The organism is Halomonas shantousis (assembly GCF_054654615.1).
The window spans coordinates 3,526,467-3,542,407 of the sequence record NZ_BAAIER010000002.1; the positions used below are offsets into that span (position 1 = coordinate 3,526,467).

Annotated in this window: 11 protein-coding genes; 5 read left to right on the forward strand and 6 right to left on the reverse strand. The window is 63.7% G+C overall.

Annotation, left to right across the window (positions count from 1 at the left end):
* Nucleotides 1–2 precede the first annotated feature (2 nt).
* Nucleotides 3–1,601 (forward strand): ABC transporter ATP-binding protein, encoded by a 1,599-nt coding sequence (locus tag ACYQ12_RS16635; protein WP_459873912.1) that lies wholly within the window; start codon nt 3–5, stop codon nt 1,599–1,601.
* A gap of 116 nt (nt 1,602–1,717) precedes the next feature.
* Here the strand turns inward: ACYQ12_RS16635 and gabT are convergent, their stop codons facing one another.
* Genes gabT through ACYQ12_RS16650 form a run of 3 tightly spaced genes read right to left on the reverse strand, consistent with a single transcriptional unit; the run spans nt 1,718 to nt 5,913 of the window.
* The gene (gabT, locus tag ACYQ12_RS16640; protein WP_459873914.1) at nt 1,718–2,989 is read right to left on the reverse strand and encodes a 4-aminobutyrate--2-oxoglutarate transaminase; all 1,272 of its coding nucleotides are present in this window, start codon (nt 2,987–2,989) and stop codon (nt 1,718–1,720) included.
* Nucleotides 2,990–3,016: 27 nt separating this feature from the next.
* On the reverse strand, nt 3,017–4,465 hold the full coding sequence (locus ACYQ12_RS16645; RefSeq protein WP_459873916.1) for an NAD-dependent succinate-semialdehyde dehydrogenase: 1,449 nt from the start codon (nt 4,463–4,465) through the stop codon (nt 3,017–3,019).
* A 26-nt stretch (nt 4,466–4,491) separates the two neighbouring features.
* The gene (locus tag ACYQ12_RS16650; protein ID WP_459873918.1) at nt 4,492–5,913 is read right to left on the reverse strand and encodes an APC family permease; all 1,422 of its coding nucleotides are present in this window, start codon (nt 5,911–5,913) and stop codon (nt 4,492–4,494) included.
* 196 nt (nt 5,914–6,109) lie between these two features.
* Here ACYQ12_RS16650 and ACYQ12_RS16655 point away from each other — a divergent pair, with 196 nt between their 5' ends.
* Nucleotides 6,110–7,549: an aminotransferase-like domain-containing protein gene (locus tag ACYQ12_RS16655; RefSeq protein ID WP_459873920.1), complete on the forward strand. Its 1,440-nt coding sequence runs from the start codon at nt 6,110–6,112 to the stop codon at nt 7,547–7,549.
* Nucleotides 7,550–7,654: 105 nt separating this feature from the next.
* Here the strand turns inward: ACYQ12_RS16655 and ACYQ12_RS16660 are convergent, their stop codons facing one another.
* The gene (locus ACYQ12_RS16660; protein WP_459873922.1) at nt 7,655–8,956 is read right to left on the reverse strand and encodes an OmpP1/FadL family transporter; all 1,302 of its coding nucleotides are present in this window, start codon (nt 8,954–8,956) and stop codon (nt 7,655–7,657) included.
* Between the two features lie 335 nt (nt 8,957–9,291).
* Here ACYQ12_RS16660 and ACYQ12_RS16665 point away from each other — a divergent pair, with 335 nt between their 5' ends.
* The 3 genes from ACYQ12_RS16665 (at nt 9,292) to ACYQ12_RS16675 (ending at nt 13,378) form a co-directional block, all read left to right on the forward strand.
* The gene (locus ACYQ12_RS16665; RefSeq protein ID WP_459873924.1) at nt 9,292–9,738 is read left to right on the forward strand and encodes a MerR family transcriptional regulator; all 447 of its coding nucleotides are present in this window, start codon (nt 9,292–9,294) and stop codon (nt 9,736–9,738) included.
* A gap of 470 nt (nt 9,739–10,208) precedes the next feature.
* Nucleotides 10,209–12,755 carry a heavy metal translocating P-type ATPase gene (locus ACYQ12_RS16670; protein WP_488193317.1) on the forward strand — a complete coding sequence of 849 codons (2,547 nt, stop codon included), beginning with the start codon at nt 10,209–10,211 and terminating at the stop codon, nt 12,753–12,755.
* Between the two features lie 203 nt (nt 12,756–12,958).
* Nucleotides 12,959–13,378, forward strand: a complete 420-nt coding sequence (locus tag ACYQ12_RS16675) for a VOC family protein (protein ID WP_459873928.1) — start codon at nt 12,959–12,961, stop codon at nt 13,376–13,378.
* Nucleotides 13,379–13,399: 21 nt separating this feature from the next.
* Here the strand turns inward: ACYQ12_RS16675 and ACYQ12_RS16680 are convergent, their stop codons facing one another.
* Nucleotides 13,400–14,011 carry a YitT family protein gene (locus ACYQ12_RS16680; protein WP_459873930.1) on the reverse strand — a complete coding sequence of 204 codons (612 nt, stop codon included), beginning with the start codon at nt 14,009–14,011 and terminating at the stop codon, nt 13,400–13,402.
* A 64-nt stretch (nt 14,012–14,075) separates the two neighbouring features.
* Entirely contained in the window at nt 14,076–15,878 is a 1,803-nt protein-coding gene (recJ, locus tag ACYQ12_RS16685) for a single-stranded-DNA-specific exonuclease RecJ (RefSeq protein ID WP_459873932.1), read from the reverse strand.
* Nucleotides 15,879–15,941 lie beyond the last annotated feature (63 nt).

A 15,941-nucleotide genomic window follows, 5' to 3' on the forward strand; every position in this document is an offset into this window, starting at 1 on the left:
ACATGTCTGACACGCTACTCGAAATCGACAACCTGACGGTCGACTTTCACCTGCCCGCCGGTCGGGTCTCCGCGGTCAAGGGCGTGAGCTTCGACATCCGAGCCGGCGAGACCGTGGCCCTGGTCGGCGAGTCGGGCTCGGGCAAATCGGTTTCCTCGACCGCCGCCATGCGTCTTCTGCCCGAGCTGGCCACCACTTCGGGCGCGATCCGCTTCAAGGGGGAGGACCTGCTGCAGGCCACCTCCCAGCGCATGCGCCAGATTCGTGGCAATGCCATCTCGATGATCTTTCAGGAGCCGATGACCTCGCTCAACCCGCTGCACCGGATCGGCCGCCAGATCGCCGAGGTGCTGGGCAAGCACAAGGGCCTCAAGGGCCGCGCGGCACGTACCCGTGTCATCGAGCTGCTGGAGCAGGTCGGCATCCCCGAACCGGCCCGACGTGTCGACAGCTACCCCTACGAACTCTCCGGTGGCCAGCGCCAGCGCGTGATGATCGCCATGGCCCTGGCCGGCGAGCCCGAACTGCTGATTGCCGACGAGCCCACCACGGCGCTCGACGTCACCGTCCAGGCGCAGATCCTCGCGCTGCTCAAGGCGCTTCAGGCGCGCTACGGCATGGCGATCCTGTTCATCACCCATGATCTGGGGATCGTGCGCCACTTCGCCGACCGGGTCTGTGTGATGCGCCGGGGCGAACTGGTCGAAAGCGGTATCACCGGCGAGGTGTTCGCCACCCCCCGCCACGACTACACGCGTATGCTCATCGACGCCGATCCGCATGGCAGCAAGGCGCCGGTGCCCGACGGCGTGCCGGTACTGCTCGAGGCGCGTGACGTGCACGTACGTTTCCCGCTCAAGAAGCGCCTGTTCGAGAAAGACGAGTACTTCGAGGCGGTACGCGGCATCGACCTGACCATCCGCCGCGGCCAGACGGTCGGCATCGTCGGCGAATCCGGCTCGGGCAAATCGACGTTGGGCCGGGCGCTACTGCGCCTGCTCAAGAGCCAGGGCGAGATCCGCTTCGAAGACATCGACCTCACCCGGCTCGACAAGGCCGGCATGCGTCCACTGCGCTCGAAACTCCAGGTGGTGTTTCAGGATCCCTACGGCTCGCTGTCGCCACGTCTAACGGTGGGCGAGGTGATCAGCGAGGGCCTGCGCGTCCATCATCCGGCGCTCAATCGCCGCCAGCGAGAGGCGCAGGTGATCGCCGCGCTCGAGGAAGTTTCACTCGATCCGGCCATGCGCAACCGCTATCCGCACGAGTTCTCCGGCGGCCAGCGCCAACGTATCGCCATCGCCCGCGCTCTGGTGCTCAAGCCGGAATTCCTGCTGCTCGACGAGCCCACCTCGGCGCTCGACCGTTCGGTCCAGGTCACGGTGATCGACCTGCTACGTGAGCTGCAGCGCAAGCACGACCTGACCTACCTGTTCATCAGCCACGATCTGGCGGTGGTGCGTGCGCTCGCCGATACCGTGCTGGTGATGAAGGAGGGGCAAGTCGTCGAACAGGGCACGACGCAGGAGATCTTCGCCAACCCCAGACAGCGCTACACTCAGGAACTGATGCGGGCGGCCTTCGTCAACGACGCCGCTTGAGCAACACGCTGCAAGCAGCATCCCAAAAACACTCCGAAAGTTGGCTTGGCTGACCAATTTCCGGAGTGCAGATCAAGTGCAGCTCGATAGCGGAGGCTTTCTTCGGCGGTCTGCTTTCAGCTCCCAAGTTCCTTGAGCATCGTCTCAATCAGGTCAAGGCCTTCATTCAGCACGTCATCGCCGATGGTCACCGGCATCAAAAAGCGGATCGTGTTGCCGTAGAGCCCGCAGGAAAGCAGGATCAATCCGCGCTCACGTGCCGTGCTGCACAGTTTGCCGACCAGCTCGGCGTTCGGCTCGCCCTGGGCATCGACCAGATCGAAGGCGGCCATGGCGCCCAGATGACGGGCGTTGCGCACGCAGGAGAACGACTGCTGCCACTGTTCGAAGCGCGCGGCAAGCTTCTCGCCCAACGCCTGGCTCTTGCCGAGGATATCCTCCTCCTCGAATACTTCCAGCACCGCCAGTACCGCCGCACAGGAGACCGGGCTACCGGTGTAGGTGCCCCCAAGAGAATTGGGGCCCGAGGCGTCCATGAGGTGATCGGTGCCAACAACCGCCGAAATCGGCATGCCATCGCCCATGCTCTTGGCCATGGTCATGATGTCAGGCTCGACGCCGGTGTGCTCGATGGCAAACATCTTGCCGGTACGGCCAAAACCGGACTGCACTTCGTCGACGATCAACAGCATGCCGTGCTCATCGCAGATCGCACGCAGCGCTTTCATGAAGCTCGGGGAGGCGGCGTGAAAACCACCCTCGCCCAGTACCGGCTCGATGACGATCGCTGCCGTATCCTTCGGGTTGGCATCGGTCTTGAGCGTCATCCTCAGCCCGCGCAGCGCATCCTCCTCGCTGACGCCGATCGCCTCGACCGGATACGGCGCACGATAGACCTGCCCCGGCATGGGGCCGAAGTCCGTCCGATAGGGCGCGACCTTGCCATTCATGGCCATGGTCATGAAGGTACGACCGTGATAGCCGCCGGTGAAGCAGATGACGTTGGCACGTCCAGTGGCGGCACGTGCCACCTTGACCGCATTCTCAAGCGCCTCGGCGCCGGAGTTGGCCAGCATAACCTTGGCGTGACCGCGCACCGGCGTGATCTGGCTGAGCTTCTCCGCCACCTTCACATAGCCCTCATAGGGCATGACGGTCTGGCAGGTATGCATCACCTTGTCGAGCTGGGCCTTGACCGCCCCGACCACCTTCGGATGGCGGTGCCCGATATTAAGCACCCCGATGCCGCCGGCGAAATCGATAAAGCGCTTGCCGTCGGCGTCCCACAATTCGGCGTTCTCGGCGCGGTCGGCAAAATGCCCATCGGGGCTTGCCGCACCGTTGGCGACATAGCGTTTTTTTAGATCATTCAACTCGTTATTGTTCATGCGCAATCTCCTTCGATGTACAACGAGTCACAGTCCGCCAAGGCAGACATACTTGAGTTCGGTAAACTCCTCGAGACCGTGGTGCGAACCCTCCCGCCCCAGCCCCGACTCCTTGATACCGCCAAAGGGCGCCAGTTCGGTCGACAACAGCCCTTCGTTGATCGCGACCATGCCGTACTCCAGCGCTTCCATGACGTGCCAGATGCGCTTGTAGTCGCGGGCATAGAAATAGGCCGCCAGCCCAAATGGCGTATCGTTGGCCATGGCGATGGCCTCTTCATCCCGTTCAAAACGAAACACTGCCGCCAGGGGGCCGAAGGTCTCTTCATGGGCCACCGCCATCTCCGGCGTGACATCAGCCAGTACCGTCGGTGCGTAAAAGCTGTGCCCCAGTGCATGAGGCTTGCCGCCCTCGATCAGCCGGGCGCCCTTGCCCAGCGCGTCACTGACGTGGGCACTGACCTTGTCGACCGCCGCCTGGTTGATCAGCGGCCCGATCAGAGTCCCGCTCTCGAGACCGTTACCCACCTTCATCTCGCGGACCCGCGCGGCAAGCTTTTCGATGAAGGCGTCATACACACCGGACTGCACCAGAAAACGGTTGGTGCACACGCAGGTCTGGCCGGCGTTGCGATACTTGGAAGCGATGGCGCCCTCGACGGCGGCGTCGATATCGGCATCGTCAAAGACGATAAAGGGTGCGTTGCCGCCCAGCTCCATGGCGGTCTTCTTGACCGTCGAGGCGCACTGCGCCAGCAACTTCTTGCCCACCGGCGTGGAGCCGGTAAAGGAGACCTTGCGCACCCGCGGATCGGTGGTCAACACTTCGCCCACGGCGACCGGGCTTTTGGCGGTGACCACGTTAATGGCGCCTGCGGGAATACCGGCCTCCAGCGCGAGTGCCGCCAGCGCCAGCGCGGTGAGCGGTGTTGATTCGGCCGGCTTGATCACCACTGTACAGCCGGCGGCCAGCGCCGGCGCGCACTTGCGCGTGATCATCGCCAGCGGGAAGTTCCACGGCGTGATTGCCGCGACGACACCGATGGGCTCACGAACCACCAGAATGCGTTTGTCGGCACCATGACTCGGCAGTGTTTCACCGGCAATGCGCTTGGCCTCTTCGGCGTAAAACTCGATAAACGAGGCGCCATAGCCAACCTCACCGCGCGCCTCCGCCAGTGGCTTGCCCTGCTCACATGTCATCAGCCGCGCTAGCTTCTCGGTATTGTCGACCACCAGGTCAAACCAGCGGCGCAGCAGGCGTGAACGCTCCTTGGCCGGTGTCTTGCGCCATGCGCCGAGTGCTGCTTCAGCCGCAGCTACCGCCTCGCGCGTCTCGCCGGCGCCCAGATCGGCCACTTCCGCCACCCGTTCTCCAGTGGCCGGATTGTTCACGACAAAACGCTGAGCGCCTTCGATCCAGCGCTCACCAATCAAGGCAGCGGCGCGCTGATCGTTGAATTCAATATCCTGCATGTCGACAACCTCGCTTGTATCAGATGTCAGCGCTGCAAAACGCCCTGCATGATCTCGTCACTGAACGCTCGCCCGTAGCGATTGAGCGCGAAGAAATACATCGCCAGCCCCAGCATCATCCAGCCACCGAACACCCCCCATTCAATACTGGTCAGCGCAGATGGGCTGCCGGGGAGATATAGGCATACCATGGCCAGCGACAGCAGTACCGCAAGAGCCCCCACCAGCCGGCCCCTGCCAACACGGAAAGGCCGTTCCATCTCGGGTTCCCGCTTGCGCAGCACCATGAAGGACAGCGCCACAAACAGGTAGGCGATCACGATGCCCAGCCCGCCGGCATCCACCAGCCACACCATGGCCGGACGGCCCAAAAAGGGCGCAATGGTCGACAGCAGCCCGATCATCACGATGGCATTGGCAGGCGTCTTGTACTTCGGATGCAACCGGCCCAGAAAGGCCGGCAGCATGCCCGAATGCGCCAGCGCATAGATCGCTCGTGACCCTCCAATATAGAAGGCGTTCCAGCTGGTAATGATGCCGGCGATACCGGCCAGTACCATCAGCTTGCTGCCCCAGACGCTGCCCACCACCGCCGCCATGGCATCCGGCACCGACAGCGAGCTGGCCGCCAGCGCGTCGTGGTTGAGCATCAGGCTGGTGCCCAGAATGATCAGCGCGTACCAGGCCACCGCCATCAGCACCGAAGTGATCAGTACCTTGCCGATATCGCGAAACGGCAGGTCGATCTCCTCGGCGGCCTGCGGAATGACGTCAAAGCCCACGAACAGAAAGGGCACCATCACCAGTACCGCCATGATGCCGCCAGCAAGGCCTCCACTACTCTCATGATTGAAAAGCGGGGCCATGTTGGCCGCCTCGCCGGTGAAGAGCGCACCGGTAATGAACAGCACACCCACCACCAGAATCAGGCCGGTCACCAGCTTCTGGATCAACGCCGCGGTGGTGATCCCCACATAGTTGATCGCCATCATGATCAGCGAACCGATGACGCCCACCGCCACCCAACTGGCCTTGACGTCCCAGCCGGCGACGGTCCACAGATGTCCCACGTCGTAGCCGGGCAGCAGTTGCTCGACCACCGTGGGCAGCGCGACGGCTTCAAACGACACGACGCTGACGTAGCCCAGCACGATGCTCCAGGTACAGATAAAGGAGGCAAAGTGCCCCAGGGCGCGGTAGCTATAAACGTGTTCGCCGCCGACCTTGGGCATGGCGGCCGCCAGTTCGGCATAGGTCAATCCGACCAGCAGCACGGCGATACCGCCGACGATGAAGGCGATAATGGCGCCGAGACTGCCAGCATTGAGAATGGCGCTGCCGGTCAGGACGATCCAGCCCCAGCCGATCATGGCGCCAAAGGCGAGTGCCAGCACATCGACCCGTGCCAGTACGCGTACCAGTTCACGCGGTTTGGTTGAGCTCTGCATAGGTTTATCCATAATTATTGTGATCATTCAGGGCCTGGGAGGGGTGTTGTTGCGTGTGTTGTGTCTCCCTGCCCTCACGCTACCACTCCCACAGGACGGGCACATGGACCACTGATGCGTTCAAGTGGACCACTTGCCGCCGCCAAGCTCATAATGACGCTTCTGCGCTCTGCTTTTCTCACGCCCGGATGGTGTCATGCTGCGATCTGCCGAAGAGGCCCTGACGGATATTGAAGCCGCCTGGCAGTGCCAGCCCGGCCGGTTGAATAAGCGGGTACGTCTGGAGCAGGCGCTGGTGACGCTGATCGAGACACAGTGGGCCGATGGCCAGCGCCTGCCGGCGCATCGCCATATCTGCGTACGGCTGGGGCTTGCACGCAACACGCTGGCCAGCGTCATGGAGAATCTGCAACTGCAAGGCCTGCTGGTCACCCAGCATGGACGCGGCAGTTGGAGCCATCGCTCCGTCAGCCCCGATAGCGCCCCTGATGCCCCGGCCGCGCCCCTGTCACAGCGGGCACAACGTATCCTGGAAGGCGCGGCTGCCAGCGTCATACAAAGCGGCGCCTTTGTGCCCGGCATTCCCGATATTGCCCGCTTTCCCATGCGCCGCTGGCGTGAGCTCTACTCCACCCTGACCGTGCCTCACAACGCGCTGCTGCTCTCTTACTCCAGCGGCGGCTACGGTCCACTCAAGCGCGCCATTGCCGAATTTATCAAGCGTTGGCGAGGCATAGAATGTGCGCTGGAACAGATCATCATCACCGACGGCACCCACCATGGTCTGGAGCTGTGCACGTTGGCGTTGGCCGATCACGGCGATCGCGCGGTGATGGATTCCCCCTGCTACTGGGGGGCGCGCAATGTCTTTCGCGCCGCGGGCCTTGAAATCGAACAGTGCCACTGGCAGCCCGGCCGGGGCTATCGTCACGATTCTGCCCAGCAGACGGCGCCACGCTTTCTCTACCTGACCGGGGCACGCCACTATCCCTTGAGCGTGCCCATGCCGGTGGCTGACAAGCGCGAGCTGGTGAAAAGGCTCGCCCCCGAGGTGATCATCGAGGATGACTACGAATTCTTCGACGCCCGCCATCGCGACCTGCTGTTTGATCCCGGAGCCGGCCACCACATTCTGGCCGGCTCGTTTTCCAAGCTGATGTTCCCGGGTTTGCGACTGGGATATCTGGTCGTCCCCCGGGCACTCAGTGGCGCCATCAATAGGGTGCGCAGCGAAGTCTTCCGCGAAGGCAGGATGTTGGATCAGGCGGTGCTGGCGCAATTCATGGCCGATGGTGATCTGGACCGCTGGTGTCGACGCATCAATCGTGACTATCTACTGCGCCAGCAGGCCCTGCACGCAATGCTGAAGGACCTGCCAGGCGTTATCGACGTGTCATCCCCGGCGGGCACCATCAGCTTGTGCGTCACGCTCACGCCCGGTATCGATGACGTTCGACTCACGCGCCATCTGCTCAATCACTACCGGCTGGTGGTCAAGCCTCTCAGCCCAGTATGCGCCGAGGATGACCCGCGTCGCGGGCTGGTGTTGGGCATCGGCATGGTCGAGGGCGAGACGCTGGCGCGCCTGGGCCGGCAGTTGGCCGACGGTATCCGGGCTTTCGTGAGCGTGCGCTGATATTAACGACGCCGCTTGAGCAATGCTGCTGCAAACCGTTCGCCAGAACCCGAAAAACCCGGCACCAGGCCGGGTTTTCTTGATACGCAACAGCGTGCGGCAGGGTCAGAAGCGATAGGTCATCTGCGCGCCGAAGCCGTGAGCGGAGTTCTCGTAGTCGGCCTGGTAGTGATAGCCGTTCTCTTCGTCCGTCTGGCTCACCGGTGCGGTGTCTTCCCAGAGATAGGTGTAGGCCAGATCGATGGTCATGTCCGGCATGGGAGTCCAGCCGGCACCGAAGGAGACGGCGGTACGGTCAGTGGACGGCACACGGACGGTACGGGCGTCATCCGGAATCGGTGATTCGTCGACGGCCAGACCGGTGCGTAGCACCCACTGCGGATTGAGCTGATAGGCGGCACCCACGGCGAACTGCCAGGCGTTCTCGTAGCTTTGCGCCTCTTCGATCGGCCTAACCTCGTTCTCGACGACGATCTTGTCGAAGCGGCTCCAGCGGACGAAGGCAGCCCCGGCCATCACCGTCCAGCGATCGTCCAGTTTATGAGTGATCGAGAAGTCGACGGTTTCCGGCAATGTCAGGTCAAGCGAGCCCGACGTCGAGTAAGCCGCCGGCATACCGTAGACATTGCTGAAGTCGATGTCACCCGACAACTCGTACTCGACCTTGGAACGATAGGTCAGGCCCAGCGTGGTCGACTCGATAGGCCGATAGATCAAGCCGATGTTGTAGCCCCATGCCTCGTCGTCACCATCGATCTTGACGCTACCGTCGCCGGCAGTCGTCGGGTTCAAGGGATTGGGTGTACGTGAATCGAGCTGGCCCTCCATCCTGTTGTAGGTGACACCGACGCCGACGGAGAACTGATCATTGAAACGGTAGGAGAGCGTCGGCTGGGCGGTGATGACTTCGATTTCGGTCCTGTTGCCGAAGTAACGGCCCTGGAAGCCGCTCTCATAGTCGGTGATCTGACCGAACGGGGCGTAGACGCCAAAGCCGAACGTCATGCGATCATTGAGAGGCTGGACGTAGTAGCCGAATGGAACCGCCGTTCCGGGAACCATATCGCCGTCATTGGAGCCTCGGGTCTGCACGAGGCCGATCGTTGGGCCGTTCGCGCCGATTCCCGTTACTGCCGGCTGCGCTCCCGAAGCATTCTTGATATCGGTGTTGACGTCGAGATACGTCGCCCCTGCGCTCAGCTGTGCACGGTCGAGAAACGACATGCCCGCCGGGTTGCCGAACACGATCGTGGCATCGGTCACGTTGGAAGTTCGCCCCGCAAAGGCAGAGCCCTGCCCACTGACGCTCTGCTCGTTGAGCTGGAAGGCACCGGCCAGCGCCTGCCCCGCGAACCCGCTGCTGACCAGCGCAACCGCCAAGGTAAGCTTGTTGATTTTATTATGCATGATTGTCATGTCCCCTCATCCAGATAGGTAAGCTGGAAGCTTGTACTCGCTTGCCCGGGATGGGGCAAGAACGTGCTTTCGTTTTGGCCGATGGCCCGAATCAAGTCAAGAGCAAACGTTTGTTTTAATCCTAAAATCGTAACCATCTTTAGTCTTAGAGAAAGCATGCTCTGACATGAACTCTGACCTGCATTGCGCCATCGCAGCCGCCATGTAGCAATTAGACGTTCCTGTAACCCTGCGTTTACTTTTCAGGGCTCCTCGGGACAGATCCTCTTGACCCATGGGTTACCCAAAGGTTCTAAACTGTTCATACGGGTTATCAGGAGGCGCCCATGAAGGTTAGCGAACTGGCTCGAAGAGCAGGAGTGACGGCGGAAACCGTACGCCATTACACGCGCGAAGGTCTGCTGCAGCCTCGCCGCGATCCTCACAATGGCTACCAACTCTACGACGGCACGGCCCTCAACCGCCTGCAGTTCATCCAACGCGCGCGGACGCTGGGTTTCAGCGTGCGGGAAATCAGCGACATCCTCGAGCATGCCGACCATGGGGACTCCCCCTGCCCGATGGTGCGAGACCTGCTGGCTCAGCGGCTGCCGCTCATTCATGCCCGCATTCAGGAGCTTCAGGCATTGGCCAACCGCATGGAACAGGCCATGGCGAATTGGCAGAACATGCCCGACGGCACGCCGGATGGCCACAGTCTCTGTCGGCTGATCGAAAGCTTTCCGGCAGACGCCTGTTGCACGCCGCCTCCCGAAACTTCTTCCCAACCGTAACGGGATCTACTATGAGCCTCTATCATCAGCGCCACGTGCCGGGCATGACCTGCCAGGGGTGTGTGGCCAACATGCGCCGTGCCATCCAGTCCGAGGACGAGACGGCCACGGTCGAGGGCATTCCCGCCGAGAAGCGTCTGCTCGTCGACACCACGCTCGATGGCGATGCACTCGATCGCGTGCTGCGCGAAGCCGGCTATCCTCCCGAGGCCGAAAAGCTACCTGCCTTGCACCGCCACGAGCGCCATGTTCCCAGCATGAACTGCCAGGGGTGCGTGGCCAAGATGCGCCGCGCCATCCAGGCACGGGACGAGACGGCCACGGTCGAGGGCATCCCCGCCGAGAAGCGTCTGCTCGTCGACACCACGCTCGATGGCGACGCGCTCGATGACGTGCTCCGCGAGGCCGGGCATCCTCCCGAGGCCGAAAAGCTACCAGCCTTGAACCGCCACGAGCGCCATGTTCCCAGCATGAACTGCCAGGGGTGCGTCTCCAAGATGCGCCGCGCCATCCAGGCACGGGACGAGACGGCCACGGTCGAGGGTATCCCCGCCGAGAAGCGTCTGCTCGTCGACACCACGCTCGATGGCGACGCGCTCGATGACGTGCTCCGCGAGGCCGGCCATCCTCCCGAAAGCGAAGCATCCGGCGCTAACGCTGGCGACCCTCATTTGGACAGCGCTCCGGCCGATAATATTGCCCCGGCGGCCGCCTCGCCGGTGGGGGCCTCATCGACGTCGCCTCAGGACCCGCCGATACGCCTGGCCCTGTCGGGCATCACCTGCGCCGGTTGCGTGCGCACCATCCAGCAGGCGCTCGATGCAACCCCCGGCGTACAACAGGCCGAGGTCAATTTCGGCACACGCACGGCGCAGGTTCGCGGTGAAGTCTCCGCCACACAGCTCATCCGTGCCGTGGAAGAGGCCGGCTACGGCGCCGAAGTCATCGAGGACCTGCGCACGGCGGAGGAGACCCGCGAGGCCAACGAAGCCCGGGAATACCGCCTGCGACTGCGCGATACCGCCCTGGGTCTGGGCATCGGCGTGCCGCTGATGATCTCGATGCTGTTTCGCCATCCCATGCTCGATGGCGGGGAGCGCTGGTTGTGGCTGTTGGTGGGGCTGGTCACCTTCGGTGTGCTGGCCACGGCGGGACGCCGTTTCTTCGTCAACGCCTGGCGGACCTTTCGCCATCATCAGGCCAACATGGACACGCTGATTGCCGTAGGCACCGGCGCCGCCTGGCTCTACTCCATGGTGGTGATCCTGTTCCCCGAACTGATTCCGCAGGCGGCCCGTGGCCTCTACTTCGAGGCGTCAGCCATGATCATCGGCCTGATCAGCTTCGGCCAAGCGCTGGAGCTCAGGGCTCGCGGACGCACCAGCCAGGCGCTCAAGCGACTGCTGGACCTGCAGTCGCGCAGCGCCCGGGTGATCCGCGACGGCGAGGAGCGCGAGATTCCCACCGATGAGGTCAAAGAAGGGGATCGGCTGCGCGTACGCCCCGGCGAACGGCTACCGGTGGATGGGATCATCGAGGAGGGCCAGAGCCATATCGACGAGTCGATGCTCACCGGTGAGCCCATTCCCGTAGCCAAGCGCGCTGATGACGAGGTCTCCGCCGGCACCGTCAACGGCCGCGGTTCGCTGGTCTACCGCGCCACCCGGGTCGGTGCCGAGACTCGCCTGGGCCGCATCATCGAACAGGTCTCCCAGGCGCAGAACTCGCGCCCTCCGATCGGCGAACTGGCCGACAAGGTCTCTTCGATCTTCGTGCCCAGCGTGATGATCATTGCCGTACTCACGGCGCTCATATGGTTCAACGTCGGCCCCGAGCCGCGCGTGATCCATATGCTGGTGGCGGCCACCACGGTACTGATCATCGCCTGCCCCTGCGCGCTGGGCCTGGCCACGCCCATTTCCACCATGATCGGCGTCGGCAAGGCCGCCGAGTACGGCGTGCTGATCCGCAACGGACAGGCCCTGCAGACCGCCAGCCGCCTGACCACACTGATCGTCGACAAGACCGGTACGCTGACCGAGGGCAAACCGCAGGTCACCGAGGCGGAGCTCCTCGTCGCCGACGAAGCCACTGTCCTGGGTCAGGTGGCGGCGCTGGAGCGCAGCTCCGAACATCCCCTGGCCCTGGCCCTGCTGTCCTATGCCGAGACACGTGGCGCAGCCCCCGTCAGCATCCGCGACTTCGACTCGATTACCGGCCGCGGTGTCATCGCCCGCACGGACCGGGGTGAAACGCTGCGCCTGGGCAATGCCGCCCTGCTCGAGGATGCCGGTATCGATCTGTCGCCGGGACAGGCCGCGATCCGCCATCTCGAGGCGCAGGCACGCACCGTGATCCATTTCAGCGTGGATGATCATTTGGCCGCCGTGTTCGGTGTCAGCGACCCGCTCAGAAGCGATAGCGTCGCCGCCATCCGCCGCCTGCAGGACGACGGTCTCAAGGTGGTGATGCTGACCGGTGACAATGCACACACGGCAGCGGCGGTTGCCCGCGCGACCGGCATCGATGAGTATCGCGCCGGCCTGCTGCCGGAAGACAAGCTGGCCGAGGTGAAGCGCCTGCAGAGTACCGGGGAAGTGGTGGGTATGACCGGCGACGGCATCAACGATGCCCCGGCACTGGCCCAGGCCGATGTCGGCTTCGCCATCGGCCAGGGGACGGACGTGGCCATCGAGAGCGCCGGCATCACGCTGATGCGCAACTCCCTGCATGGCATCGTCGATGCCATCGAGATCAGTCGCGCCACGCTTGCCAACATCAAGCAGAACCTGTGGGGAGCTTTCGGTTACAACAGCCTGGGCATCCCCATCGCTGCCGGCGTGCTGTATCCGTTTACCGGCCTGCTGCTGTCACCGGTCATTGCCGGCATCGCCATGTCGCTATCGTCGGTGACGGTCGTCACCAACGCCAACCGGCTGCGGCTGTTCAAGCCGAGCCAGGCAACGCACTCAGCCACACCGACACTCTCCACCACCTCCCGGGAGGCGACGACATGACCTGGTTGATCAACATGGGCGGCCTGGTGCTGATCGGCCTGATCATCTGGTGGTTCTGGGGGCCGTCCAGGTAGATCCCGCCCAGGACGGCGCGCTGAGGCTTCCGGCGTGCATCACGCTGGACACCGATCCTGCTCGGACAGCTGCTATGCTGTTCGACAGGATCAGCCCATCATCGCCAGCCCTGGCGGAAGGAGACCTCAATGCCGGCACTCGACGGTGTCATCGAAACGGCCCTTTATGTCGACGACATGACGCGGGCGCAAGAATTCTATGAGAACGTCATGGGTCTCGAGGCCTTCACCGCCGATCACCGCTTCACTGCCTACGACGTGGGCGGGCGCAGCGTGCTGTTGTTGTTCCAGCGCGGCTCCACGCTGGAGACCGTCACCCTGCCCCGCGACATGGGCACCATCCCGCCTCATGATGGTCACGGCCCGCTGCATATCGCCCTGGCCATATCCCGCGAAGCGCTGCCCGAATGGGAGCGGCATTTCGCAGCCCACGACATCGCCATCGAAGGCCGAACCCACTGGCCCAAGGGTGGAGAAAGCCTCTATTTTCGTGATCCGGACGGTCACCTGCTGGAACTGGCCACGCCGGGCGTCTGGCCCAACTATTGAGCCCACCTAGCGGTTTCCCGCCTAGCTGAACCCGATGTAGCGTCCCGGCTTGTGGTTGATGGCGATGATCATGTTGATGACCAGGGCACCGAGCACGGACAGGGCCACCTGCTCGACGCTCACCACAAAGAAGGAGGCGATCAGGATCAGCGTGTCGACGCCGAGCTGGAAATAGCCGGCGCGAATGGCGTAGCGGTCCTGCAGGTAGAGCGCCAGGATATTGATGCCCCCCAGACTGGCGCGATGGCGAAACAGCACCAGCATACCGATGCCGATCAGCCCACCACCCAGTAGCGCAGCGTAGACCGGGTTGAGGTGCTCGAACCTCACCCAGGAGGCGGTCAACTGCGAGAACAGCGCCACCAGCGCGATCGCCACAAACGTCTTGAGCGTGAACTGCCAGCCCATGCGCTTGATGGCCAGATAGTAAAACGGCAGGTTGATGACGAAGAACAGCCCCCCGAAACTCAACCCGGTAAGATACTGGAGTAGCAGCGCCAGGCCGGCGGTGCTGCCGGTCAACAGCACGGCTTCGCTGTAGAAGGTGATACCCAGCGACACGAACAGCGTACCCAGCAGCATCGCCAGGATATCCTCGTGCCAGCGGTGGGGCACGCCCGAGATCGGCTCCATGCGTTTTTCCTTGTATTCTTGTCTTGCGTTCTTGTCTTGTGTTCGCGTCCCACTCGCGGCCGGCCTACAACGGCTCGGCGTGCTCGATCATCAACTGCAGCGACTCCCGTCCCTTCCAGCGGTTGCGCGACAGCTTATAGGCGCAATGCAGCCGAGCCCCCAGGCCGAACGGCGGAACCTCGCCGGGCGTCAGAGCGCGAAACCAGATGGCCCGCAGAGCGACACCGCCTCGGGAGAGTTCCAGCATCAGATGGTTGCCGTCGGCGCCGACGATACGCAAATTCTCCACGATGAACTCGCCCTCGAACAGCGGCGCGTCGAACTCGCGACCGAACGGTGCCAGGCGCTCCAGCTCGTCCAGCGTGGCCAGCGACAGCTGCGCGGCCTCGAGCTCGCCATCGGTGAACACGCACGGATAAAGCTCGCGCTCACCCAGTTGCTCACGCACCGCAAGCAGGAAAGCGCGGCGGAACTCATCGAGACGCTCACGGGGCAGACCGATGCCTGCCGCACCGCGATGCCCACCGAAACGCGGCAGTGCCTCGGGCGCCAGATCATGGGCCCGCTGCAGCGCCTCGCGCAGATGCAGCCCCTCGATGGAGCGCCCCGAGCCGGTCAGCATGCCGGGCGCCGCCGCTGGCGTCAGTACGATGGCCGGACGACCGAAAGCCTGTACCAGACGCGAGGCGACGATGCCCTGCACGCCGGCGTGTCCATCGTCCAGAAACACCACGATGGCCGGCTCGTCCGCCGCCAGCGCGGGCATGGCCAACGCCCGGGCGGACTCGACCATGTCCGCCTCGATGGCCTTGCGCGACTGATTGTCGGCATCGAGCACCTCGAGATGACGCCGCGCGCTGATATCGTCGGCCGCGAGCATGAAATGCAGCGCTGCGTAGGGGTCGTCGAGCCGCGAGCGGGCATTGATGCGCGGCCCCATCTGGAAGGCCAGGGTCTCGGCATCGAAGGGCACGCTGTCGACACCGAGCCGCTCGGCCATGGCCCGCCAGCAGGCCGCCTCCATGCGATTGATCAGGCTCAGACCATGGGTCACTACGGCGCGGTTGGCCGCGCTGCCGCCCAGCGAGACGCAGTCGGCGACGGTGCCCAGTGCCACGTAGGAGAGCCACGGCGACAGCTTGGGCGTGGAAGCCGGCACGACGCCCTGCTCGATCAGCACCGCCCGGGTCAGCGACATGATCAGCCAGGCGACCATGCAGCCGGCGATGGTCGTGTCGGGATAGTCGCAATCCTCGCGGGTCGGATTGACCACCGCGTAAGCGGACGCCGGCGGGCCGGACAACGGCAGGGCGTGATGGTCGGTGACGACGACCTCGATCCCCGCCGCCTGGAGGCGCGCGATACGTGGTTCGTCGGAGGAGCCGCAATCGGCGGTGATCACCAGCGTTGGCCGCGGCGAGAGGGAGAGCGTCCTTTCGACCAGCGGCAGGCTGATGCCGTAACCGTCATGAATGCGATGACCGATCAGGCTGTGCAGCCGCGAGGCCGGAACGCCGAACAGTTCGGTCAGGGTTCGCAGGATCACCACATGCGAGGTGATGCCATCCACGTCGTAATCGGTCAGGATTCCGATGTGCTCGCCCTCGCTGACGGCCCGGGCGATGCGTTCGGCGGCACGGCGCGCGTCGCGAAGCTTTTCGGGATGCGCCAGGTAGCGCAGGCTGGGCTCGACCAGAGCCGCGAGAGGCCCCTCGTGTCCCGGCAGGCGCCCCGCCACGACCCGTGCCTGCAGCTCGGTCAATCCTTCGGCCTGGGCACGCCGATACAGCGCCTCATCCCGGACACGCGGCTGGATGCGCCGGAACAGAAAAGCCTGAGCCGGGGTGGGGGCAGCATCAGAGATCATGCGTACTCCAAATTACAGCGCCCGGCTGACCGGGCGCTGGGTGATGTCGATACGAAAGGTGTC

What these genes read in the sequence shown, in the direction of transcription:
- ACYQ12_RS16635 (WP_459873912.1), top strand. Translation starts at nt 3, where the DNA reads ATGTCTGACACGCTACTCGAAATCGACAACCTGACGGTCGACTTTCAC.
- gabT (WP_459873914.1), bottom strand. Translation starts at nt 2,989, where the DNA reads ATGAACAATAACGAGTTGAATGATCTAAAAAAACGCTATGTCGCCAAC.
- ACYQ12_RS16645 (WP_459873916.1), bottom strand. Translation starts at nt 4,465, where the DNA reads ATGCAGGATATTGAATTCAACGATCAGCGCGCCGCTGCCTTGATTGGT.
- ACYQ12_RS16650 (WP_459873918.1), bottom strand. Translation starts at nt 5,913, where the DNA reads ATGCAGAGCTCAACCAAACCGCGTGAACTGGTACGCGTACTGGCACGG.
- ACYQ12_RS16655 (WP_459873920.1), top strand. Translation starts at nt 6,110, where the DNA reads ATGCTGCGATCTGCCGAAGAGGCCCTGACGGATATTGAAGCCGCCTGG.
- ACYQ12_RS16660 (WP_459873922.1), bottom strand. Translation starts at nt 8,956, where the DNA reads ATGCATAATAAAATCAACAAGCTTACCTTGGCGGTTGCGCTGGTCAGC.
- ACYQ12_RS16665 (WP_459873924.1), top strand. Translation starts at nt 9,292, where the DNA reads ATGAAGGTTAGCGAACTGGCTCGAAGAGCAGGAGTGACGGCGGAAACC.
- ACYQ12_RS16670 (WP_488193317.1), top strand. Translation starts at nt 10,209, where the DNA reads ATGAACTGCCAGGGGTGCGTCTCCAAGATGCGCCGCGCCATCCAGGCA.
- ACYQ12_RS16675 (WP_459873928.1), top strand. Translation starts at nt 12,959, where the DNA reads ATGCCGGCACTCGACGGTGTCATCGAAACGGCCCTTTATGTCGACGAC.
- ACYQ12_RS16680 (WP_459873930.1), bottom strand. Translation starts at nt 14,011, where the DNA reads ATGGAGCCGATCTCGGGCGTGCCCCACCGCTGGCACGAGGATATCCTG.
- recJ (WP_459873932.1), bottom strand. Translation starts at nt 15,878, where the DNA reads ATGATCTCTGATGCTGCCCCCACCCCGGCTCAGGCTTTTCTGTTCCGG.